Origin of the sequence: Brevibacterium zhoupengii (assembly GCF_021117425.1) — a bacterium.
Classification (GTDB): Bacteria; Actinomycetota; Actinomycetes; order Actinomycetales; family Brevibacteriaceae; genus Brevibacterium; species Brevibacterium zhoupengii.
Window position 1 is genome coordinate 2,776,218 of sequence record NZ_CP088298.1, and the last position, 23,211, is coordinate 2,799,428.

General features: G+C 59.5%; 20 protein-coding genes. 4 read left to right on the top strand and 16 right to left on the bottom strand.

Features of this window, described 5'->3' with window-relative positions; translation table 11 throughout:
* Nucleotides 1–29 precede the first annotated feature (29 nt).
* A complete protein-coding gene (locus LQ788_RS12625; protein ID WP_231441485.1) occupies nucleotides 30–1,004 on the top strand; it encodes a quinone oxidoreductase family protein in 975 nt (324 codons plus the stop codon).
* A gap of 265 nt (nucleotides 1,005–1,269) precedes the next feature.
* Here the strand turns inward: LQ788_RS12625 and LQ788_RS12630 are convergent, their stop codons facing one another.
* The 6 genes from LQ788_RS12630 to LQ788_RS12655 all read right to left on the bottom strand — a co-directional run bounded on the left by LQ788_RS12630 (nucleotide 1,270) and on the right by LQ788_RS12655 (nucleotide 8,732).
* Nucleotides 1,270–2,970 carry an AIPR family protein gene (locus tag LQ788_RS12630; protein WP_231441487.1) on the bottom strand — a complete coding sequence of 567 codons (1,701 nt, stop codon included), beginning with the start codon at nucleotides 2,968–2,970 and terminating at the stop codon, nucleotides 1,270–1,272.
* A gap of 315 nt (nucleotides 2,971–3,285) precedes the next feature.
* On the bottom strand, nucleotides 3,286–4,590 hold the full coding sequence (locus LQ788_RS12635; protein WP_231441488.1) for an MFS transporter: 1,305 nt from the start codon (nucleotides 4,588–4,590) through the stop codon (nucleotides 3,286–3,288).
* Nucleotides 4,587–5,927 (bottom strand): MFS transporter, encoded by a 1,341-nt coding sequence (locus tag LQ788_RS12640; protein ID WP_231441491.1) that lies wholly within the window; start codon nucleotides 5,925–5,927, stop codon nucleotides 4,587–4,589. The genes LQ788_RS12635 and LQ788_RS12640 overlap by 4 nt, the downstream gene beginning before the upstream one ends.
* Nucleotides 5,928–5,960: 33 nt before the next feature.
* Nucleotides 5,961–7,163 (bottom strand): galactonate dehydratase, encoded by a 1,203-nt coding sequence (dgoD, locus tag LQ788_RS12645; RefSeq protein ID WP_449495032.1) that lies wholly within the window; start codon nucleotides 7,161–7,163, stop codon nucleotides 5,961–5,963.
* Nucleotides 7,145–7,759, bottom strand: coding sequence for a 2-dehydro-3-deoxy-6-phosphogalactonate aldolase (locus tag LQ788_RS12650; protein ID WP_231441494.1), 615 nt, complete (start codon nucleotides 7,757–7,759; stop codon nucleotides 7,145–7,147). The genes dgoD and LQ788_RS12650 overlap by 19 nt, the downstream gene beginning before the upstream one ends.
* Nucleotides 7,752–8,732 (bottom strand): 2-dehydro-3-deoxygalactonokinase, encoded by a 981-nt coding sequence (locus LQ788_RS12655; RefSeq protein WP_231441496.1) that lies wholly within the window; start codon nucleotides 8,730–8,732, stop codon nucleotides 7,752–7,754. Before LQ788_RS12655 ends, LQ788_RS12650 begins: the two co-directional genes overlap by 8 nt.
* Before the next feature lie 76 nt (nucleotides 8,733–8,808).
* Here LQ788_RS12655 and LQ788_RS12660 point away from each other — a divergent pair, with 76 nt between their 5' ends.
* Nucleotides 8,809–9,597, top strand: a complete 789-nt coding sequence (locus LQ788_RS12660) for an IclR family transcriptional regulator (RefSeq protein WP_231441497.1) — start codon at nucleotides 8,809–8,811, stop codon at nucleotides 9,595–9,597.
* Nucleotides 9,598–9,749: 152 nt separating this feature from the next.
* On the top strand, nucleotides 9,750–11,255 hold the full coding sequence (locus LQ788_RS12665) for an amidohydrolase family protein (RefSeq protein WP_231441499.1): 1,506 nt from the start codon (nucleotides 9,750–9,752) through the stop codon (nucleotides 11,253–11,255).
* A gap of 66 nt (nucleotides 11,256–11,321) precedes the next feature.
* Here the strand turns inward: LQ788_RS12665 and LQ788_RS12670 are convergent, their stop codons facing one another.
* The 7 genes from LQ788_RS12670 to LQ788_RS12700 form a co-directional block, all read right to left on the bottom strand.
* Nucleotides 11,322–13,049, bottom strand: a complete 1,728-nt coding sequence (locus LQ788_RS12670; RefSeq protein WP_231441501.1) for a DUF885 domain-containing protein — start codon at nucleotides 13,047–13,049, stop codon at nucleotides 11,322–11,324.
* Nucleotides 13,050–13,122: 73 nt separating this feature from the next.
* Nucleotides 13,123–14,646: a S10 family peptidase gene (locus LQ788_RS12675; RefSeq protein WP_231441503.1), complete on the bottom strand. Its 1,524-nt coding sequence runs from the start codon at nucleotides 14,644–14,646 to the stop codon at nucleotides 13,123–13,125.
* A gap of 87 nt (nucleotides 14,647–14,733) precedes the next feature.
* Nucleotides 14,734–15,549, bottom strand: a complete 816-nt coding sequence (locus LQ788_RS12680) for an ATP-binding cassette domain-containing protein (RefSeq protein ID WP_231441505.1) — start codon at nucleotides 15,547–15,549, stop codon at nucleotides 14,734–14,736.
* Nucleotides 15,546–16,394, bottom strand: a complete 849-nt coding sequence (locus LQ788_RS12685; RefSeq protein ID WP_231441507.1) for an ABC transporter ATP-binding protein — start codon at nucleotides 16,392–16,394, stop codon at nucleotides 15,546–15,548. Before LQ788_RS12685 ends, LQ788_RS12680 begins: the two co-directional genes overlap by 4 nt.
* Nucleotides 16,391–17,386, bottom strand: coding sequence for an ABC transporter permease (locus LQ788_RS12690; RefSeq protein WP_101598523.1), 996 nt, complete (start codon nucleotides 17,384–17,386; stop codon nucleotides 16,391–16,393). Before LQ788_RS12690 ends, LQ788_RS12685 begins: the two co-directional genes overlap by 4 nt.
* Nucleotides 17,386–18,330: an ABC transporter permease gene (locus LQ788_RS12695; RefSeq protein ID WP_231441510.1), complete on the bottom strand. Its 945-nt coding sequence runs from the start codon at nucleotides 18,328–18,330 to the stop codon at nucleotides 17,386–17,388. The genes LQ788_RS12690 and LQ788_RS12695 overlap by 1 nt, the downstream gene beginning before the upstream one ends.
* Before the next feature lie 7 nt (nucleotides 18,331–18,337).
* Nucleotides 18,338–20,083: an ABC transporter substrate-binding protein gene (locus LQ788_RS12700; RefSeq protein ID WP_231441512.1), complete on the bottom strand. Its 1,746-nt coding sequence runs from the start codon at nucleotides 20,081–20,083 to the stop codon at nucleotides 18,338–18,340.
* A gap of 220 nt (nucleotides 20,084–20,303) precedes the next feature.
* Here LQ788_RS12700 and LQ788_RS12705 point away from each other — a divergent pair, with 220 nt between their 5' ends.
* Complete coding sequence (locus LQ788_RS12705) at nucleotides 20,304–21,152, top strand: MurR/RpiR family transcriptional regulator (RefSeq protein WP_231441514.1); 849 nt, start codon at nucleotides 20,304–20,306, stop codon at nucleotides 21,150–21,152.
* 104 nt (nucleotides 21,153–21,256) lie between these two features.
* Here the strand turns inward: LQ788_RS12705 and LQ788_RS12710 are convergent, their stop codons facing one another.
* The 3 genes from LQ788_RS12710 to LQ788_RS12720 all read right to left on the bottom strand — a co-directional run bounded on the left by LQ788_RS12710 (nucleotide 21,257) and on the right by LQ788_RS12720 (nucleotide 23,151).
* Nucleotides 21,257–21,535 (bottom strand): hypothetical protein, encoded by a 279-nt coding sequence (locus LQ788_RS12710; RefSeq protein ID WP_231441516.1) that lies wholly within the window; start codon nucleotides 21,533–21,535, stop codon nucleotides 21,257–21,259.
* Nucleotides 21,536–21,540: 5 nt separating this feature from the next.
* Nucleotides 21,541–22,452 (bottom strand): patatin-like phospholipase family protein, encoded by a 912-nt coding sequence (locus LQ788_RS12715; RefSeq protein ID WP_231441518.1) that lies wholly within the window; start codon nucleotides 22,450–22,452, stop codon nucleotides 21,541–21,543.
* 468 nt (nucleotides 22,453–22,920) lie between these two features.
* Nucleotides 22,921–23,151, bottom strand: a complete 231-nt coding sequence (locus LQ788_RS12720) for a hypothetical protein (protein ID WP_231441520.1) — start codon at nucleotides 23,149–23,151, stop codon at nucleotides 22,921–22,923.
* Nucleotides 23,152–23,211 lie beyond the last annotated feature (60 nt).

Below are 23,211 nucleotides of genomic sequence, written 5' to 3' on the forward strand. Positions count from 1 at the left end.
GCACATTTAAATTATATGCAGGAGGCGCAATGACGCAGGCTATTCGGGCAATGAGTGCTGGCGGACCAGAGGTTCTCGAATTCTCGGAGATTGAAACTCCGCAGGCCGGGCCCGGTGAGGTGCTCGTCGACGTCGAGGCCGCGGGTGTGAACTTCATCGATACCTACCGTCGCTCGGGCACCTACCCCATGGAATACCCGCACATCGTCGGCTCCGAGGGCACCGGCCGCATTGCCGCCGTCGGCGAAGGCATCGAGTCCTGGTCCGTCGGTGACCGCGTGGCCTGGCATGAAGGCCCCGGCTCCTATGCCACACAGGTCATCGTCAAGACCGACAACCTGCTGCGCGTGCCCGAGGGCGTGAGCACCGAAGTCGCCGCCGCCATGCCCCTGCAGGGCCTGACCGCCCAGTACCTGGCCACGAGCTCACACGAGATCAAACCCGGACACACTGCCCTCGTCCACGCAGGCGCCGGCGGTGTCGGCCTGCTGCTCACCCAGATCATCAAGCACCTGGGCGGCAACGTCATCTCCACGGTGAGCACCGAGGAGAAGGCCGAACTGGCTCGCAAGGCCGGAGCCGATGATGTTTTCCTCTACGGCAATGGTGTCGACATCGCGGCCAAGGTCAAGGAGCTCACCGACGGTGAAGGCGTCCAGGTCGCCTATGACGGCGTCGGCAAGGACACCTTCGACGCATCACTGGCCTCGCTGGCACCGCTAGGCTCGATGGTGCTCTTCGGTGGGGCCTCGGGTCAGGTGCCTCCGTTCGACATCCAGCGCCTGAACTCCTCGGGCGGCATCTTCCTGTCCCGTCCGTCACTGGCCTGGTTCGTCCGGTCTTCGGAGGAACTGGCTAAGCGCTCGGCGATGTTGTTCAACGGCATCGAACACGGGTGGCTGAACTTCCGGGTTGGCGCGACGTTCGCGTTGGCTGATGCAGCGGATGCACATCGGGCGCTTGAGGGGCGTGAGACTACGGGGAAGGTTGTGCTGACGGTGTGACTGGTGCGCCCATTTCGAGGCCCGGGATTTCCATATCTAACTGGAGTCCCGGGCCTCGTCTTGTAAATGCACGACGCCAATTGCCACCCAAACATCCATGACCAGAAGAGCGTCCACCACACCAGCGCGTCTCACTTGTCGCTACACGGCATTAACCTCATCCGGCTGCGTGACTGACAACCCACCTATCGCGGCAAGATTATGTTCGGTTTTACAAACCTACGCGGGCAACAATCAAGCGGCGTCCCACCTGCAAGCGCAACAATCAAATCTTTCGAGATGAAGCTAAATATTGCCCCATTCGCTTCTTTATCTGTGTAGTAGCTAGAGGATTTTTCGCCAGCCTGTCAAACAGCACCTCGTTTGTCGCGCGCGCAGTTCGCCCGAATTCATCTTGAACTAACTCAACAAGAAAGCCGAGCAACTCATCGTTGAGGTTCTGATCAATTGCCCCAATATCCTTCGCGCGAGGTGTGAGCTTCCTAGTTAATGCAATGCCAGCCGCCATCGACAGATGAAAGACAAAGTCTTCCACCTGCGCCTGAGTCGTTCGATTATCACGCAAATACGATTCACACGTGCGCACGATGGAAATTGACCTCGCATAAACTCTAATCGGATGGGCCGCAGAGAACACGACATTGTAGATCTCGTCTTCAAATATACGAGAAACTGAGCCCCGTGAAAACTCCGGAGTCTGCACAAGAACAGCCATCACAGCCTGACCCATTTGGTCAATGGACACAAGGTCAACAATCGGAACATTCTGATTTTGATAATAGTTCTTTCGACGCTCGTAATAGAGTCCTTCTGCCCTCAGTATTTCTTCAATTTCGCGCTGAACTCGGTCAGTCGCGCGCAATGAACTTAGCCCCAGAGTCGTTTGGCTGTTCGTTGCACGAATGATTCTATCCTTGATTTCGTCGTCGCCTGCCTGTATCACTTTCACAAGGACTCCCCGGTTTTCGCTATATTCTTGCGAGCGACCTCTCTTGTAGATCTCATGAGAAGTCTGCAGCCCGTTCACAATTTGAGGAGATTCAAGCGAAAGATTCTTACCCGCGAGTTGCACTTTATCGGCTACGATGGTCACACCGTTATTCAACCACCAGAAATCTACGACCCTGTCCTCATGCTCGAGAGTGCCTTGAATACTTTTGTTTACTTCTGATTCAATTTCGTAGTCCCGAACATTAGCCTCGAAAAGCCCAGCGTCAAGATTCCCTGAATTATCAGTAATGAAATCCTGGTAATCTTCCAGCCGAACTAAACCTACATATCCACCGGATATATCCGTGGATATGGGGTTCTCAGCTAAAGTCAAATTTACGGTCACCGGTGGTCGATCACGCGCTAGATCGGATATTGCTGCAGCATCGAGCAATTGCACCTGAGTTTCGCTTGAGCCAAAGCAGCCTATCAATACTCGCTCTAGCTCCTTAGTCTTCAAATTGACATTAGGATGGAACTCTGTAGATTTCAGCGACGCAAATGCTACAAAGATCCTAAGAGCAGGCATATCCATTGAACGATATAACTCGAGAAATCGGCGAGTCACCTCAAGTACCTTTGGATTGAACTGCTCGCTCAGAGCTGAGTCATCTCGTCTAAAATCTAGCAATTTTGGAAGATTTATTATCAACTTGTCAATCGCCGATTCACCAAATCCTTTGGTGTTCTTTACTTGAACAAGGATGAGATCGAGCTGCGGGCTCCTTCCAAGCGAATCTGCACCTATATCATCGCGCAGGCAATATCCGTTACCAAAAACATAGACCGCGTCGACTCCACCATCCAGCGTTCCATCGACGATTCCCGATTGCACGTCGTCGTGGCTAGGTTTATAGTATTTCAAATAGTGTTTCGAGAAAAAGTATGCCTCTTGTTCGGACGAGGATAATTCATTAGTTTCCTGCCGAGATTTATCAATCATTCCTGACAGCAATAGGACATCGTTGTCGCTCATAACCATATACTCCAGTCATTGAAAATAATTAATTTGATACTGCTACTCTTTATATCCAAGTTAACTATCTGGAGCCTGATTTGAGTCGCCGGTTTCACCAGATGGTAATGCAGTGGATTGGAACTAGGCCCTACTTGCTACTGCCTATATCATTGGACCTGGAGAGTTTTGACACTTTCGGAATCATCTGACCCGATCCTTTTCACCCCAGTTGTTGTCTCTGTGCCTGATTCTATAGTAGTTTCGAACCGGTGTCGCCGACCAGAAACTCTTACACATCGGAGTATTTGATCGCTCGAAGCGAGCCTGGCTCTTTCACTCGTCCACCCGCTCAACTCTCCCCACCAGGAACACATACGACAGCACTCCGACGATGGTGATCGCTGCCATGTACACGAACGCCGGAGCGAAATCGATGTCGGTGACGAGGAAGCCGATGACGATCGGGGTGGCAATAGAGGAAAGGTTGCCGATGAAGTTGAACATGCCACCGGTCAGGCCCAGCAGGCGCTCTGGAGCCAAAGCGGACACGAGCGACCAGGTGATCGAGGCGAAGCCGTTGCCGAAGAACGCGATCGACATGAATACGATCACCAACGCAGTTGAATTCGTATAGTTTGCGCCGAGCATGAACACCGTCATTGCGAGACCTATGATGATCGGCAGCTTGCGCGCGGTGCCCAGAGACAGGCCCTTCTTCACCATAAGGTCAGAGACCCAGCCTGAGAGTAGCACGCCCACAAGCGCGGCAATGAACGGCAGAGAAGCCATGAAGCCGGACTCAATGTAGTCCATTCCGCGGTAATCAACAAGGTAGGTCGGGAACCAGGTGAGGAAGAACCACAGGGTCGAGGTCAGGCAGAACTGGCCGAGGTAGATGCCCCACAGCTTCCGCCTCGTCAGCACAACCTTGACGTCGGACCACCTGAGCTTCGGCTTAGTCTCCTTCTTCGTACCACTCTCGACGTCGACCAGTCCCCCACCGGATGCGATGAGATCGATCTCGGCCTGGTTGACCCCCGCCTTGTCCCGCGGTTCGCGGTAGACGAACCACCAGATCGATGCCCAGATGATGCCGACGACACCAGTGAGGATGAACACCCAGTGCCAGGTGAGCACCGTCTGCAGCCACGACAGTACGGGTGTGAGCAGCGCGAGGCCGATGAACTGTCCCGAGGTGTAGAAGGCGATGACTCGTCCGCGCTCACGCTCCGGGAACCACGCGGTGGCCACCTTGTTGTTGATCGGGTACGCCGGAGCTTCGAACCCGCCGACCAAGAGCCGGAGGATGATGAGGGCAACGAACCCGCCGGAGATTCCCATGAACAGCGTAGCCAGGGACCACAGCACGAGGCATGAGGCATAGAGCACTCGAGGTCGCACTCGGTCAACCAGCCATCCGCCGGGTAGTTGCATCGCGGCGTAGGTCCAGCCGAATGCCGAGAGCAGAAGTCCCTGCTGGCCGGTGGTGAGATCGAATTCCTGAGACAGCGCCGGCATAGCGATAGACAGGTTGGCCCGGTCCATGTAATTGATGACGACGGTGATGAAGAGCAGAACCGCGATGATGTAGCGGATCCGTGTGGGCTTCGTGCGCGTGTGTTCAGCGATCTTCGTCATGAGGTGGTTTCTCCGTTTTCGATAGTGGCTCCGTGCACACGAATCGGGGTACGCAGCAGAAGCAGATAGGCGATTCCCGCGATCACAGCGACCACGGCCCCGACGATGAACGGCACGAGGTAGGACCCGGTCGTTGTCACCAGCACTCCGGTGAGCCAGGGTGAGAGTGAACCAGCGAAGTAGCCACCGAAGTTCTGGATGGACCCGAGTGAGGCGACTCGAGTGCCGGTGACGACGTCGGCCGGGATCGACCAGCCGACGGCGCTCAGTGCACCGCAGAAGAACAGCGCGAGGCTCATTGCACACAGCTGAAGAACGAAGTGTCCGGTGGTGATGCCGACGAGGATCGAGCAGACCGCGAGTGCTGCGCCGTAGACGGCAGCGATCTGTCGTTTGCAAGCAAGGGGTGCCAGGTGTGCGCGCATCTTCGAGTACTTCGTGGTGAACCATCCGCCGAGGATTCCGCCCACACCGCCGACAGCGAATGGAATCGCGGTGTACCAGCCCAGGGCCGCATCGGCGACGGAGTAGATGTCGTTGAGCATGAGCGGAAGGAACGTGACGAAGATGTTAAGCGTCCACACTACGGCGACGAATCCCAGCACCATTGCCCATGTCTGTGGCTGGGTGAAGAGTCGCAGCCACGGGATGTGCCCGGCGGGGGCGTGATTGTCTTCTTCTCTCGCCCGGATGTGTGCGAGTTCGGCCGCGGAGACTCTGCGATCGTGTTCCGGAGAACGGTAGAAGATCCAGAAGCCGACGGCCACGAGAACGCCGAGCACACCGAGGATGACGAACATGGCACGCCACCCGAACCCGAGGATGAGGAAGGTGAGGATCGGTGGAGCGACGGCCGGCCCCCATTTACTTCCCGAGTCATAGACTCCGACTGCTGCGCCGCGTTCCCTGGGCGGGAACCATTCGGCAACGATCTTCGCCGAGGTGGGTGACACCGGCGCTTCAAAGATCCCCAGTAGGATTCGGGAGATCATGAAGTGCCACAGGTGGTGGCCGAACGCCATCAGCGAGGTCGCGATCGACCAGAACCCCAATGCGATGATGTAGACAGGTTTCGCGCCGAGACGGTCACTCAACCAACCGGCAGGCAATTGGAAGAACGCGTACGTCAGCGAGAACGCGGTTCCCAGCAAGCCGATGTCGGCAGCGGTCAAACCGAGTTCGTCGATCATGTGGGGTGCCGCGATCGACAGTGACGACCGGTCCATGTAGTTGATCATCATGGCTGCCAGCAGCCAGCCCAAGATCCACCACCTGGCACGTCCCGGTGACTTAGCTCGTTTGCCTGCGGGCAGCACAGTTGTCTCTGGATTCGTCATTGAATGTCCTTGTTTCTTTCGGAGTTTCCTAGCTCACCACTCGGCAAACGAACCGTCTGCGTGACGCCAGATGGGGTTGCGCCACCTGTGTCCCTCGGCCGCTCGTTCGATGACGTAGTCTTCGTTGACCTCGATGCCCAGCCCCGGACCGGTCGGAATGTCGATCATGCCGTCTTTGTAGGTGAACACCGATGGGTCGGTGACGTAGTCGAGCAGATCGTTGCTTGTGTTGTAGTGGATGCCCAGGCTCTGTTCCTGGATGAAGGCGTTGTAGCTGCCCGCGTCGACCTGCAGGCAGGAGGCGAGCGCGATTGGTCCAAGAGGACAGTGCAGGGCGAGCGCCACATCGTAGGCTTCGGCGATCATGGCGATTTTCCGGGTCTCCGTGATGCCACCGGCGTGGGAGACATCGGGTTGGATGATATCCACCGCCCCGGAGGTGAGCACCTCGCGGAAGTCCCACCGGGAGAACAGTCTCTCCCCCAGCGCGATAGGTGTCGCGGTGTTCGCCATGACATCACGCAGCGAGGACAGGTGTTCGCAGAGCACCGGCTCTTCGATGAACAGGAGCCGATAGGGTTCGAGCTCCTTGATGAGTACCTTGGCCATGGGTTTGTGCACGCGACCGTGGAAGTCGATGCCGATGCCGAAGTCCTCCCCGGTGGCCTCCCGGATCGCCTGCACGTTGGCGATGACCTGGTCGACCTTGGTGTAGGAGTCGATGAACTGCAGTTCTTCTGTGGCGTTCATCTTCACGGCGGTGAAGCCGCGGTCCTTCGTCTCCAGCGCCGCTGCTGCCGTATCACCGGGACGATCGCCGCCGATCCACGAATAGGTGCGGATCCGATCTCTCACCTTTCCACCCAGCAGCTGATGCACAGGCTGGTCGAGGGCCTTACCCTTGATGTCCCACAGTGCCTGGTCGATGCCGGAGATCGCGCTCATGAGGATCGGCCCACCGCGATAGAAGCCTCCGCGGTACATGATCGTCCACAGGTCTTCAATGTTCGCCGGATCCTTGCCGATGAGCAGGTCGGAGAGCTCATCGACGGCAGCTGCGACCGTGGCGGCTTTGCCCTCGATCACCGGTTCGCCCCATCCGACGATCCCTTCATCGGTTTCGATCTTGAGGAACAGCCACCGAGGTGGCACCGTGTACGTTGTCAGCGACGTGATCTTCATTGGTCTGGCCTTTCGTTCAGGTGTCGTCGGTGGGTTCAGTGGGCCTGAGTCCACGCCGATGCGATGGCTCGAGCTCGGTCGTGTACGTCTTCGGGGCGGTCACCTCGGCGATAGAGGGAGGACCCCAGACCCAAGCCGGCGGCACCGGCCTGACGCCACTCGGCGGCGTTGTCGGCTCCCACTCCCCCGACAGGGAAAAGTTCGGTGCCTGCGGGCAGTACCTCGGTCCAGGCTTTGAGGCCGCTGATGCCCACGGCAGTCGAGGGGAAGAGTTTGACCTTGGTGGTACCGGCCTTGATCGCGGCGAATGCTTCGGTCGGGGTTGTCGCCCCCGGGTACGGGGTGAGTCCGAGTTCGAGCGCGGTGGTGATGACCTCACGGTCGGTGTCTGGTGCGACGATGATGCGGGCTCCGGCCTGCTCACAGTCGCGAACCTGGCTAGCAGTGAGTACCGTACCTGCACCGATCTGCACCCTGTCGCCGAATCGTTTCGACAGTGCCGTGATCGAGTCCAAAGGGTCCGGAGAATTCAGCGGCACCTCGATAGCGGAGAATCCGGCATCGACGATGCCTTCCGCGATGTCGAGGACCTCGTCGGAGCGGACTCCGCGAAGGATGGCGATAAGCCCTGCGGGAACGGTGTCAGTCATGGGTGTTCTCCTTGGTCGGCACGAGGCCGGATTGTTCGGCAATGCGGAAGAGTCCAGTGGCAGCGGCGCGAGGATCCGCTTCTGTCGTCTGTCGCCCGTGTCGGCGGAGGGCGCGTGAGTATCGCATCGTCAGGTCCGCGGTTCCGCAGACGATGAAAGGGACTGCAGAGTCGGTTGTGGTCGTGAGCTGGGCGGCCACCTCGGCGCCGATGAGCATTCCCGAAAGGTAGTCGTTGATTTCCTCGGCGTGCAGTCGTCCGTCGAGGGCCCAGGTGCGCGCGGAGAAGATCGAGGAGGTGAGCGCGGCGGGGTCGTCACCTCCGACGCTCAGTCCCCAGTCGAAGGCGTCGGATTGGAAGACATCGGTGGGTTCGGCCAGGCGGCTGAGGATCGACGAGGTGCGCAAAAGGCCGAACATCTCTCCGCTCATCGAGGTGGAGAAGTCAGCCACGCGCTGACCCTGGCACCTCACCCATTTTGTGTGCGTGCCCGGAAGGATCACCGTAGTCGCGTCGATCTGCTCTGCATCGAGAAGGCCAAGCAGTTGGGTCTCTTCTCCACGGATGACATCGGGGGCAGTCGCTTCGGTCGATGTCTTCTGGAGTCCCGGGACGATGTGGAGTTCGCCGATGGTCAGTTCGACAGACGTCAGATGCCTACCCAAGACAGAAAGTTCGGTGGGCAGGTCGAGGTATCCGGCCTCGGCGACTCCCTGGGTCGAACCGATCATTCCGCACGCCAGGACCGGGAGGGGACCATGGGTCTCTACCCAGTCACCAATCGCGGCATGCGCGATTCGGGAGAAATCACCTCGGAGGTCGCCGGTGTCCGGACCGACGGCCATGATCCCGTCTGATCCGTCGCGTTCGGCGAGGACGCCGCCGTCGCTGCCGATGAGGAAAGCTCGCAGTGAGCTCGTCCCCCAGTCGAGGCCGATCATCAGCGAGGCCTCGGTTGTTGCCAGTTTTGCCATAAGTGCCACTATGGGCAGGCGTTCCACCATGCGCCACCGGTGTCCCTATATGTGGGATACGTGACAGACTGGGACGATGATCGAAGATTCTGGAACCGACGTCAACGATGCGATTCCCCAGGGCACTCAGACACTGGCCAGAGGGCTGCAGATCATCAGCGCCGTCGCTCATGGGTCCACCACTTTGAAGTCCGTCGTCGACGCCACTGGAATCGGTCGATCAAGTGCGCACAGGATGATCCAGCTGCTGGTGCACATGGGTTATCTGCGACACGGTTCACCGGGAGAGTTTCGTCTTGGCCCCACTCTCATCGAGTTCGGCTTCACCGCACTCAATCAGGATCCGCTGCCAGTCGTCGCCCGGGAGAGTCTCGAAACTCTCGCTGTGCGGACTCAGGACACGATTCACCTCTCCGTCGAGGATGGTGAGTCGGTGCTCTATCTCCATAAGATTCCGGGAACGCGCGGTGCCGAGATGCGCTCGCGCATCGGTCACCGGATGCCGATGACTCGTACCGGTGTCGGTAAGGCGCTGCTGCTCGGGCAAGAAGAGCGTTGGGAACGGATTTTCCTGTCGGAGAATCCAGGTGCAGACTCAGCCGCAGTCGAGGCCTTCGTCAAACGGATGCACGGGTATACCCACGACGGTGCTTCGCTCGACCTCGAGGAGAACGAACCAGGGATCCGATGCGTGGCAGCCCCGATCCGGGACGGCAGCGGAAGCATTGTCGCGGGAGTCTCACTGTCGGCCACTCGTCCCTACATGCCGAAGGAACGGATGCAGGCATTGGTACCGGTGATGAAAGCTGCTGCGCGGGATATCTCTGTGAAGCTGGGGTATACCGGTGATCGCATTCGAGTGTGAAGGTCAGGCACATTCTGGTCCCAAGGAGCATTTGTGTCCTACATCCCGGTTGATCTGCACAAGACGCTGGCTGTCGCGCTAGCCTGAGTGAGTATGAACAAGCTCAGCGAAGAGTTCACCACTCGTACGCAAAACCCCTGAGAGGACCGCCAATGACGCTCGAATCCACTGGCCAGATCGCCGCCCCCGCTAGGAGCACCGGGTCAGGGCCCTACCCCAGACTCGTCCTCCGCGATGCCATGATCATCGACGGAACCGGCGCTGCCCCATACGGGCCGGCGGACATCCTGATCGAAAACGACAGGGTCACCGGAATCTGGGAACCGAACGGCGCGAGCAGCCTCACCGAACGTCCCACGTCCGACGGCGCCGAAGTCATGGACCTCAACGGTTCCTACGTCCTGCCGGGACTCATCGACTCCCACGCCCACATCGGCAAACCCGAGCAGGCACCGAATGCCGACTATGTCTATAAACTCTGGCTCGGCCACGGCGTGACCACCGTCCGCGAACTCGGCGCGTTCAACGGCCTCGACTGGACCGTTTCCGAGGCCCGACGAGCCGAAGCCAACGAAATCACGGCCCCGCGCTTGCACATCTATCCCGCACTGCGTGCCGGAACCCTCGACGGGCCCACCCCGGTTACGGCTGACCAGGCAACCGCGTGGGTTAATGAGGTCGCCGACCGCGGAGCGAACGGAGTGAAGTTCTTCGGCACCTCCCCCACTGTGTTCGGTGCCGCCGTCGAGGCAGCACAAGCACATGGCCTGCGGACCGCCTGCCACCACGACCAGCGCCGAGCCGCGCAAGTCAACGCCCTCACCTCGGCGAGGTGGGGACTGGACAGCATCGAACATTGGTACGGCATCCCTGAGGCGATGTTTCGCGACCGCACGCTCCAGCACGTGCCCACCGATTACAACCACAACAGCGAACCTCAGCGCTTCAGCCAAGGCGCCCACCTGTGGTTGCAGACCGCCGAGCGCGGCAGCAGCGCCTGGCAGGAGACCCTCGCGGAGCTCCTCGAACTCGGAACCGCACTGAGCCCGACATTCAACATCTACATCGGGTCCCGCGACGCCGCGCGAGTGCGCACCTCCGAATGGCACTCCGACTTCACATCCCCCACCCTGTGGGAGTTCTTCCAGCCCTCGTCCGACAAACACGGTTCCTACATGGGCGACTGGACGAGCGAGGACGAGATCGCCTGGCGCCACGCCTACGTCAAATGGATGTCCTTCGTCAACGACTACAAGAACCTTGGCGGCTTGGTCACGGCCGGGTCGGACTCTGGTTTCATCTACAAGGTATTCGGCTTCGGCCTCATCGAAGAACTTGAACTCCTTTTCGAAGCCGGGTTCCACCCTCTCGAAGTCGTCCGCGCCGCCACGCTGAGCAGCGCCCAGCTTCTCGGCATCGACGACGAGCTCGGCTCCGTCGAACCGGGCAAGATCGCCGACCTGCTCATCGTCAAAGACAACCCCCTGAGCAACTTCAAGGTCCTCTATGGCCACGGTCATCTCCGCGCTGAGGAGTCCTGCATCAACCGTGTCGGCGGAGTCGACTTCACTCTGCGCTCCGGCATCGTCTATGACGCCAGGCAACTCCGCGAGGACGTGAAGTCAATGGTCGCCGAGGAGCGAGCGGGGCAGCACTGAGCGACATGACTCGACTCCGGTCGGACTGAGTTCCGACCGGAGTCGACGGTGTCAGAGACGTAGTACTCAGTGGCCAGCGGCCGCCTGTGTCTGTTGATCGGCGGCTGCCGAGCGGATAGCTGCACGCACTTGTGCCTGCAGCACGGTGAGCGGTACGCTGCCCATCCCGAGCACCGTGTCGTGGAAGTCCCTGATCGAGAAGTCCTCGCCCAGCGCCTCCTCGGCTTCCTGCCGCAGCTGCTGAATCGTCAACTGCCCGAGATAGTAGGCAGTGGCCTGCCCGGGCCAGGAGACGTAGCGATCGATCTCCGTGACGATCTCATGTTCGGCGATCGCCGTATTGTCCCGTAGGAAGTCCTGCGCCTGCTCCCGACTCCACCCAAGCGCATGCATACCCGGATCGACGACGAGCCGCACGGCCCGCCACATCTGGAACGAGAGCATGCCCATGCGTTCGAACGGCGTCTCGTACATCCCCATCTCATCGCCGAGGCGTTCGGTGTAGAGGCCCCAGCCCTCGCCGAAGGCCGAGATGTAGAGCCGCCGGAAGTCGGCGAGCTCGAGTTCCTCGGCCAGCGAGATCTGGAACGAATGTCCGGGCGCAGATTCGTGCAGGGTCAGTGCCGGCAGAGAATACAACGGTCGCGCCGGCAAGTTGTACGTGTTGAGCAGGTACCGGTCGGGAGCGCCCCGGCCGAAGGTGTCGAATTTCGCAATCTCCGCCGGTGTCTCCATGATGGCGAAGCGCTGCTGCGGCAGACGCCCGAAGTACTGATGGACCACCCGGTCAAAGGACTTGCACGTGTATGCGGCTTCGGACAGCAACTGACGAGGAGACGTTGCATAGAACTGCCGATCCGTGCGCATGAACTCGAACAAACCCGGCAGGTCGTCGGGATAGCCGAGCTCGACGGCGACGTCCTCCATCTCCTCCCGGATCTTCTTCACTTCGACCTGTCCGAGGTCGAAGATCTGCTGCGGGCTGAGGTTTGTCGTCGAATACTCCCGGATCTGGGACCGGTAGAAATCGAGGCCACCAGGCTGGTCGACCGCGGCGATCGACTCCGGCAGATTCGGTAGATACTCCGTTGTCAGGAAATCAAGAAGTTTACGGTAGGCGGGCACGACCTCAGCCGAGAGCACCTGCGCGGCCGCCTCGTGGAGTTCGGTTCGAACCTGTTCAGACACGACCGCCGGGATTCGTCGGAACGGTTCGAAGAACGACAGCTCGGTGACGTCCTCGGTCTCGGCGACGACCCGCACCGGTTCTTCTCGTCCGCTCATGCACACTCTGGCAGGCCCAAAGCCTCGAGCCACCCCGGCCCTCATGTTCTCGATCTGCTGATGGAAGAACCGTGGGATGTCGCCGAGCAAGCTGATGTATGCCCGAGCCGAACTGACGTCTTCGAGCACAAGACGGTAGGCGTCGAAGGCGAGCGTGCGCCAGAAGGCAGAATCCGCCGTGGCAGGTCTCTCCCACATCCGGTATCGCTGCGCCTCGACCAAGGTGACCAACTGCTGGCGGTAGACCTCGAAGTCGATAATCTCCTCCGCAGTGAGAGCATCGGTACTGACCGACTCGAGATTTCCGAGCGTGTCCTCCCACATCTGCTGCCGACGCAGCTGCGAGACTTCACCGACATCCGGCAAGAAGTCGACGACGGAGGCCTTCTGAGACAGTGATCCGAATTCAGCCTCTCTCCATGTCCACTCCGCGTTGATGATGGTGGCGAGCTTCCTGCCTTCGGCTGAAGCCCCTGCATGTGAGCTGCCTCGATGATGGCTCTCGGGCACGTCGATTCTCCTGTTCTCGATGATGATCGTCTTGGTGTGGTGCCGAACGGCTCGGTGCGCGTGACCGTCCGACTCAGACGGGTTGGTTCGACTCAGGCTTGGCACCGTCTCCGATCGACCAAGCGACGAAGTCTGCGATATCGCGCAGCTGCTCGACACGGACCTGCTGGTCGACATACATCATGTGACCGGCCGCGTAATAGCGACGAACGATCTGATCATGGGACTCATCGGCAACGCGCAGGTGGGCAAGCACATGCTCTGAGGCGGCGAACGGCGTCGCCGAGTCGTGATAGCCGAAAGCCACGTAGACCTTGAGATGCGGATTCATGCGCATCGCGAAAGCCAGATCTTCGGCAGTGTTGACGGTGGAGTTCTCGAACTCCTTGTACGACCATGGATGAACTCTGGAAGTCAGCACCTCGTAGGTGAGGTCCGATTCGTATCCGAGCTCGGCACGCAGCAGATGATTGATCCCCACGGTGTAGGGATACTGTATCGCCGGATACGAAGGGTCGTCGCCGAGCACTTCGGAAGCGACCTTGCCCGGATGCGCGGTGAAGCGGGAATCCAAACGACCGATGCGCAGTCGCTGATCGCGGAGCAATTCTGTGAAGAAGGTGAACTCGTCAATGCGAAGGTCGGCCAGCCGGACGAACTTCTCATCGATCCCGATGAGCTCGGCCAGTTTCGCAGCTATCAGGGAGTGTTCGGAGGCCTCGAGCCGATGTCCGCGCGCGAGCGCCTGGCTGAAGTCCCCATGGGCAAAATCCGTCGCCTCTGCGACGACATCTTCGAGCTCGCGCCCAGGATGTTTGCCGTGATAATGCGCGATGGCGGCAAACGTCGGCAGGTAGTGGATGTAAGGAGCTTCATTGCCCTCCGCGAAATCGATCGTGGCGAAATCGAGGACGGCCGAGATGAGGAGGATGCCGTTGAAGGCGATCCCGTGGCGTTTGGCCAGATGTCCGGCCAGGGCCGCGGCACGGGTGGTTCCGTAGGACTCCCCGGCGAGGAACTTCGGTGAGATCCACCGCTTGTTCCGTGTCAGCCACAGCCGGATCGCCTCGCCGACGACGTCGCGATCCCCAGTGAACCCGTGGAAGTCCTCCGGCTTCTCCCCCTTTGCGGTGCGGGAGTATCCCGTGGTCACCGGGTCGATGAAGACCAGATCGGCGTGAGCCAGAGTCGTCTCAAGATTGTCGACGAGACCGTATGGCGGCGGGGTGCGATCATTGACGTCGTTGGCCACCACCCGTCGTGGACCGAAGAGACCGATGTGCATCCAGGCCGATGACGATCCCGGGCCTCCGTTGAAGACGAAGACGACCGGACGCTGAGCATCCTGACCGTCGTCGGTGCCCTCGGTGATGGCGGTGTAGGAGGTGAGGAAGATCTGTGCCTTGGGCTTGAGGCCGGCAAACACGCCGTCCTCGACGATTTCGGAGCCTATGACCATCCGGCCCGCCTGGGCCCGATACCGGAGTAGACCGGCGGGCAGCTGAAGTTCATGGACAGTGGTGACGAAGTCATCGACCGGCTGCGGTGGGTCTGCCGGCTGATTCGTGGGCTGTGACTGAGTCTGCGTATCAGACATGATGGAGTTGAGGTCCTTCCCTGTGTATGGAAATGGTGGAGAACCGGTGGTCGGTGAGGATGCTGACCGCCGAGGTGCTTGTGTCGGTCAGGAACGCCGACCCGCGTCCCAGCGGGGATCGATGCTCGGGACCGCAGTGAGCAGGGTCTTCGTGTATTCGTGCTGCGGGTCATCGAAGATCTCGTCTCGTGGCCCTTGCTCGACGATCCTGCCCTTCTGCATCACCGCAACCTTGTGGGCAATCTGTCGCACGACCGCCAGATCGTGGGCGATGAAGATGTAGGAGATGTCGCGTTCGCGTTGCAGGTCGACCAACAACTCGAGCACCTGCGCCTGAACCGACACGTCGAGAGCGGAGACCGCCTCATCGCAGATGACGAGCTTGGGTTCGACGATGAGTGCGCGAGCGATGCCGATGCGCTGGGCCTGCCCTCCGGAAAACTGGCGCGGATAGCGAGTGGAGTGATCGGGGTTGAGTCCGACTCGATCCATTGCCGCCTTGACCATGCTCCGGTAGCCGCCCGCGGCCGTCCGCTTCTGATAACGGAGGGGTGCCGACACCACCTCTTCGACCGTGTGACGAGGGTTGAGCGAGGAATAAGGGTCTTGGAATACCACTTGAACCCCGCTGCGAAAGTCCCGCAAGGACGCACCGGAACGCTGGGTGATGTCCTCACCTTGGAACTCCACCGACCCGGAAGTGGGATCAATGAGGCGTGCGATCATCCGTGCCGTGGTCGACTTCCCCGAACCGGACTCTCCGACGATACCCAGTGTCTGTCGCCGGTGGACGTCGAAGGAGACTCCTTCGACTGCAGTGAATTTCTCTCTGCGGCCGGTGCGGAAATCCTTGCTCAGGTCATTGGCTGCCAGCAGCGGCGTGGCGATGTCGCTCATGCTCATTTGCCCCCTTTCGTGAGAATGGGCTCGGGAAGATCAACGATGTCGTCGAGGCGCGGTGTCGCTGCGAGCAGCGCTTTGGTGTAGTCGTTGCCCGGATTCGAGAAGATCTGTTCCGCAGTGCCCTGTTCGACGGTCCGGCCGAACCGCATCACCGTCACATGGTCGGAGATCTGGCTGACGACGGCCAGGTCATGGGTGATGAACAGCATCGCCGCCTGTGTCATCTCCTGCACCTCGGCGAGCAGGTCGAGGATCTGGGCTTGGACTGTGACATCGAGGGCCGTGGTCGGTTCATCGGCGATGATGAGGTCGGGTTCGCACACGAGCGCCATCGCGATCATCACTCTTTGGCGCATACCCCCGGAGAACTGATGGGGGTAGTGTCCGACGCGGCCGGCGGCGTCGGGGATACGAACTCGATCCATCGCCTCGGCGGCTTTCCTCATCGCCGCTGCCTTCGTGCCTCCCTTATGAGCACGGTAGGCTTCGGCGATCTGGAAGCCGACCGTGTAGTAGGGGTTGAGCGAGGACAGGGGATCCTGAAATATCATCGCGATCTGGTCGCCGCGGGTACGCCTCATCGAGGCATCGGACCGGTGGAGCAGTTCATCACCGTGGAACCGAGCCGACCCTGTTGTCGTCGCCTCCTTCGGCAGCAGACCCATGATCGCCAGTGAGGTCATCGACTTACCAGATCCTGATTCGCCGACCAGTCCCATCGTCTGGCCTCGTGAGATGTCGAACGAGCTTCCGTCGACGACGACGCCGAGCGGAAATTCGATGCGAAGATCCCGCACAGACAGGACCGGAGCCTCACTTGCAGCTCTCGACGGGTGTGCGCTCATGAGGTGCTCACTCTCACTCGGGGGTCGAGCACCCGGTAGAGCAGGTCGACCACAATGTTGGCGATGATCACGGCGAAGGCTGCCACGAGCGTGACTCCCATGATCACGGGCTGATCGTTGACGGCGATCGCGTCGTAGGCGTACCGGCCGACGCCGTTGAGCCCGAAGACCGTCTCGGTGATGAGGGCTCCGCCCAGCAGTGTGGCGAAGTCGACGCCCAGGAGTGTGACGATCGGGGTCAGTGACGGACGCAGTCCGTGCCGGATGAGGACGGCGCTGCGTCCCAGGCCTTTGGCACGGGCAGTGCGCATGAAGTTCTCTCCCATGGTGTCGATGACATTGGTCCGGGTCAGCCGCGCGTACATCGACGCGTACATGAGCGCAAGCACCATCCACGGCATGAGGTAGGCCTGGAACCACTGCACTGGGCTGTCAGTGAACGGAACCACCGTCGGGAACGGGAGCCATTGGAGCTGCACGACGAGGAGGTATTGCAGGACCAACGCCACGAAGTAGTTCGGCAGGGAGATACCGGCCAGGGCGAACATCATCGCTCCCTTATCCCACCATGTGCCTTCCTTCACAGCGCTGATCACGCCTGCGGCCACACCGGAGAGCAGCCACAGGACCGCAGCACCGACGGCGATAGTCACCGAGACGGGCAGACGATCGACGATCCCCTGCAGGACATCCTGGTTGGTCTGGAACGAGTACCCGATGCACGGGGCGTTGCAGTGGACCACCGAGGCACCCGAACCGTAGTCGCGACCAACAAAGATCGCGGCGAGGAACGTGAAGAACTGAGTGAAGAATGGTTCGTTGAGTCCCAGCTGGTCCCGGATCGCCTCGATCCTCTCCGGGGTGCAGGTCTGGCCGCAGATGCTGGCGGCCGGATCCGGTGAGAGTTGGAAGAAGATGACGAAGGTGAAGAACACGACGAGCAGCATGATGATCAGCGCCGCGAACAGTCGTTTGACGAGATAGATGGCCATCAGAGTCCTCCCGCCCAGATCTTCTGGAGGTTGTCACCGAGCACGGTGAATGACAGCACTGTGAGGAACAGGAACATACCCGGTATGGCGAAGAACATCGGATCGCTGGAGTACCAGGTCACCGCCGAGGCGATCATCTGCCCCCATGAGGGATCGGGTGGAGTGATGCCCACTCCGAGGAAGGACAGTCCAGCCTCAGTGGCGATGAACGTCGGCACAGCCAGCGTGGCCATGACGACGATGGTTCCCGAAAGGTTGGGCAGCACTTCCCGAAATACCAGCGGGACCCAGCCTGCACCCGATGTTCGGGCCGCCTCGACGAATTCACGATTCTTCAGTGACAGAGTCTGGCCGCGGATCACGCGGGCCGTGGCCGGCCAGGAGAAGAGGCTGAGCACGAGGACGAGCAGCAGCGGACGGTTCCCCTGTGGCAGGGCCGAGAGGATCGCGATCATGAAGATCAGTGCCGGGAACGCCATGAGAAAGTCCATCACCCGGGAGATCACGGCATCGACGAACCCTCCGAGGAAACCGGCGATCACGCCCATGACCACGCCGATGACCATGGTGATCGCGGTTGCGCCGATGCCGATGAGCATAGAGACACGCGCGCCGTAGGCGATCCGAGCGAAGATGTCCCGGCCGTTCTGGGGCTCGACTCCCATCCAATGCTCGGCACTGATGCCACCGAACGAGCCGTGCGGCAACCCACCCAGTGCCGGGTCCACGGCTCCTTCGTCGAATTCGTAGGGGCTGTAGCCGGAGAGCTGAGTAATAAGGGGAGCGAAGATCGCGAGGATGACGATGAAAACGAGGAACCCTGTGGACAGAATCACTGTCGGTTTGCGCAGGATCCTCTTCAGGGTTCCCAGCCCGGGGGAAAAGTCCTCCCCCGGGCCAGGCCGACCGAATTCTTCGACCTGATTCGAAAGCGAAGCAGTCACGAGTGAACTATCCTTCCGGCTTGAGTAGCCCCAGCTGCGAATAGTCGATGTATCCGGTCTTGGACGGATTGGCGAACGCTCCGCCGACGTTCGAGCCGACGAGCTGGAGAGGGCGCGGGCGGACCAGGGGCACGACGGGAGCGAGCTCGAGGACCTTTTCGTTAATCTCGGCATAGGCCGCTGTCTTGTCGTCAAGATCGGGCATGACTGCCGCCTCGGCGAGGGCCTTGTTCAGTTTCGGATCATCGATCTGGGACTGATTGAGGTTGCCGGTCTTCGTGATTCGCTCACCGTCGAACAGGGGTCCCAACAGCGGTTCACCTGAGAACCAGCCGTTGGAGCACCAGCCGGTAATCGCGAGCTCGTTCTGCTGGCTCGGTGTAGCTAGGACCTCGTAGAACTTCGCCTGGTCGATGACGTTGAGTTTGACCTCGATGCCGACCTTCTTCAGTGACTGTTGCACCGCCTCGGCCTGCGCCTGCCACATCGGCAGTGCACGTACGTCCATGGTCAGTTTGAGGTTCTCCGCTCCCGCTTCCTTGAGCATGGCCTTCGCCTTCTCTGGATCGCCCGTGTTTCCCTCGGTGGAGTAGGGATCGGTGTCGTCGTACTGCGGAACGCTGGGCAGTAGCAGGTTCGGTGCGACATCGGCCAGCTGTGGGCCGCCGCTGGCGTTGACCACGCTCGACTTATCCACAGCCCAGTTGATGGCTTGTCGGACCTTCTTGTCTCCAAGCGGCTTCTTGGAGTTGTTCATAACCATGAAGTAGTTGCAGGATGGAAGGCTTTGAACCGTGCGCTCCCCAAGTTTGGGATCCTGCGTGATTTTGGCAAGATTGGCCGCCACTACTGGGTTGGTCGATGCCGAGACCGCATTCGCATCCTCACCCTGTCCGGACATCATCCGCTGATCGATCGTGTTCTGATCGAGACTGACCGTGAATTTGAATCCATCTGGGTAGGCCGGACGAATGTCGTCGGTGTCTTTATTCCAGTTCTCGTTTCGCACGAGGGTCAACGACTCGCCCCGCTTGTATTCCTCGACCTTGTACGGGCCTGAGGAAATCGGATCCTTCTGGATCTGATCGACCTTCTTCACTTCGTCTTTGGGAAACGGTGTTGCTGGGGCCGTGGCGACCACGTTCGGGAAGTCCGCCATCGGTTCATTCGTCTCGATTGTGATCGTCCGATCGTCGACGACTTTGATCGAATCGAGGCCTTCAGGATCCTCGAAGGCACCCTCGTAGTCCTTGGCACCCTTGACGTAGTTCTGAAGGTAGTCGAGGCCGATGGCCAGCGACGGGTCGAAGGCATGCTCGAAACCGAATTTCACGTCCTCAGCGGTGATCGGCGATCCGTCCTCGAACGTGATTCCTTCTTTGAGTTTGAAGGTCCACTCAGTGGCATCCTCGTTTGAGCTGCCCGTATCTTCGGCCAGATCGCCGACGAGTTCGAGTTCTCCGGACTCTCGGTTGTATTTGTATTGAGTGAGGTTACGGTAGAGAAGGTTGTAGAGGTTGAGGACATTGCCGTCGCTGCCCATAGCGGGATCGAGATGAGAGAAATCGACTCCGCCCAACACTTCGACGACGCCACCCTTCTGCGGATCACCGGTGTACGAGGCGAAGCCCGTCTTGTCGTCAACGACAGATTGAGATTCCCCGCCCTTTTCTGAGCCACCGCTTCCACAGGCACTCACCAACATCGTGGCGGCAGCGGCGATCGCAACCATCGACATAGCTCGCTTGTTCATGAAAAGTCTCCTTCGACTGTTCCGTCATGATGCGTGGTTCAGAGTCCGCGAGTGACCGCACCCCAACTTCTGCAGTGTCTATTGCATGCTCTATTTCCGTCAACGCCCGTGTTATTCAGCGCTCAAGACCAAGAATCAAGCTCCAGACGGTACATAAGTGACCTCAACCACATCTCGTATACAATCAGATCGCAACGTTCATTGCAATAGGAGATTCATAGTGGGAATCATCGCGACATGGCTGGAGCACCTCATGTCTCAGCGCAAGCTGTCTCCGGGGACAACGACAGTACTCAAGGCGATTGCCGCCGATCCCGAAAGAGCTTCGTACTGCAGTGCGGCAGCACTCGCCGAGGCGGCTGGGGTCAACGTCGCGACAGTTGTCCGAGCAGCGCAGGCCATCGATTTCACAGGCTGGTCGGAGTTGTCGACAGAGATTCGGAATCGATTTCTCTCTTCATTGGATGCTGACAAACATTTTGTTCGCAACTCGACCATTGGCACGGGTCAGGCTGTGAAATCGATTCGTAAAGATCTCGAGCTCCTCGGTCTTCTTTCAGAGTCACTCTCCGACGCATCAATCAGAACTATTGCCGAAATGATCACTTCGTCGCAATCGACCAAGGTCCTTGCCACTGGCGCATACGTGGCACCGGGCGCAGTTTTGGCTCACAATGCACAAGGCCTGGGCTATAACGTGTCACTCAGTGATGGTTCGACAACAAGCATGATCAACGACGTTCGCTTGCTGCAGCCGGGCGACTGCCTGCTGACCTTTTCCATCTGGAAAACCAGCTCAAGCATCGTTCCACTGTGTGAACTAGCCAAAGAACGAGGTGTGCGGCTGATAGTCATTGCCGACCAGCATTCGCTACTGGCCGAACTCGCCGATCAACTCGTCCTTGTACCTTCTGAAGGCGTCGGCCCGATGGCCTCAGTGACCTGCGCGGTCAGTGTCGCCCAGAGCATCGTGGGTGCGATTGCGAACGTCGACACACAGCATTCTGCCGCGATGCTCGAGGAACTGCAGACCATGTGGTCTCGCACCCAGGCAGTGATCAGTGACTGACGTGTTGAGAGCCTCGCAATACGGTTGATCAGTTCGAGTACTCTGTGCGTCTTGCCACATGAGTCACAACAACCACTGCTCGCCCTATCCATGTGGCTGACGATTCAGTCGGCCTGTTTCGGCGCACTATCGTCGCGCATGCTCGCTTCGGCATTCCAATATTGACTAACCTTGAAGCAACCGACAACCAAACTTTTCATATTTTCGGCTATGCGGTTGATTTTGAAAGCCCGTCCTTCACTTCGCTCTCTGTTCGCCCAGAAAGCGAAATCCTTCGGCATGTATTCCCGATTTTTCGTGCAGTGTGCAACTGCGAAGATATATGAGCCAGCCATATGACCGACGATCCCGTTACCACCTGAACTTGAGATCACTACTTCCATCTCAACTACGATCCAACAAACTCCCGGATCGCCGGCAACTCACGTCGTGATTGAGACAGACCCATACGGTGCGCTGCCGCGAGACGGGAGAGATCGCGAGTGCCGTTGTCGACAGGCATGCGCTCCGGGGCGAACACGTGCGCCTTACCTTCAGCTTCGAGAGCGAAGATGCGTTCACGTGTCTCGTTGTACCGCACCCACCGAGTCAACAGCGCATCACCCAGTGCCGGGTACCGGCGGAAGAGGCTGCGATAGAACGCGGGGAACCGTTGCGGCACCTTCTTATACGAGCGCTCCTGAGTGAGGACAATAACAAACTTCTCAAACCCCTCGCGCTGAGCCTGACTCAGGGGTACTCCCCCGTCCTCGCCCATTGCCCCGTCGACGTACGCATGCCCGTCCAGGTGAACGGTCGGCATGAGCCCAGGCATTGTCGAGGACGCGCGGACACGGACCATGAGGTCATCGATTTCGGGGGTGTCCTTTTGGGACCACACGACGTCTTCACCTGATTCTGCGTCGAATGCAGTGATGCGCATATCGCCAGTACTCGACTGGAAGGATTCCCAGTCGAAGGGAAGCGCCATGCCGGGCGCGCCTGCCTGCTGATAGATGTACTCCGCATTGAACATCCCCTGCCCGCGGGCGAAGTAGCGCAGACCACCGAACTGCTCATCCGCGGCGAAATCAACGAACGACCGGCGGGCCCGACGTGCATCGCCCGACAAATAGTTCACCGCATTCGACGCACCGGCGCTGATGCCCGCAACCCAGTCGAAATCCAGCCCGGCTCCGAGCAATGTCACAACCATCCCACTCGTCAGTGACGCTCGCATGCCACCGCCTTCGAAGATGAGTGCGGTGTCGCTGATCCTTCTCGTATCTGCCTTTGCCGTCGCCTGGTGTGTGTCCGTCATGTCCGCCATCTTAACGAGGCAGGGCCGGGGAGCAGACTACCGCCAGAATCCTTCACTGTCTCGTCACCGGGCCGCTCGTTCCGTCTTCACACTCTGCACTCAGTCCAGCTACGTTTCGTAGAACTTCCGTTCGGCAGCGTCCTCTTTCATCGGCTGGGCGGTCTTGCGCAGTTTGAGCTTATGGGGTCTCCCGGTTGGCTCGGTTGTGTGGGTCACAGGCAATTCTTGGGCATCGATCATCGCCTAGATGTGCTGCCGGCGGGCTCGGCCAGTGGGCAAGTCGATGAGCGTTGATCTGCCGCTGCCAGAAACGACCCTAAGTGCTCACAGCCTTCACACCCACAGCCGGTGAACGATATCCACCAATCATCTGAGTCATGCTGCGGTCACCAGAAAAGGCACAGATATCAAAGGTACCCCCGAGGGCGAATATTCAGGGTCGTTGGAGAATCTGAATGTCTCTGCCTTTCATGACTGGGTCCCGTATTCGTGCCAGGCCCGGGCCACAGTAACTTCCAGATGCTTGCCCAGCAATCGCGAGGACCAATGATTGAGGCCGTATTTCTCCGGTGGCGTCGCCAACTTGGTGGTGACGATGTCGACGTGGTCGCGTCGCTTCGCCCCACGCGAGCGCGCACTATCGCCGAGTGCGGTGATGCATGAGTCGGCATAGCGGGCCCAAAACTTCGGCGCTGTCAATTCTGACGGGTCCGATCAGCTCGCCGATGCCTGTGTTCACGACGCCATTCGGCGAACCAA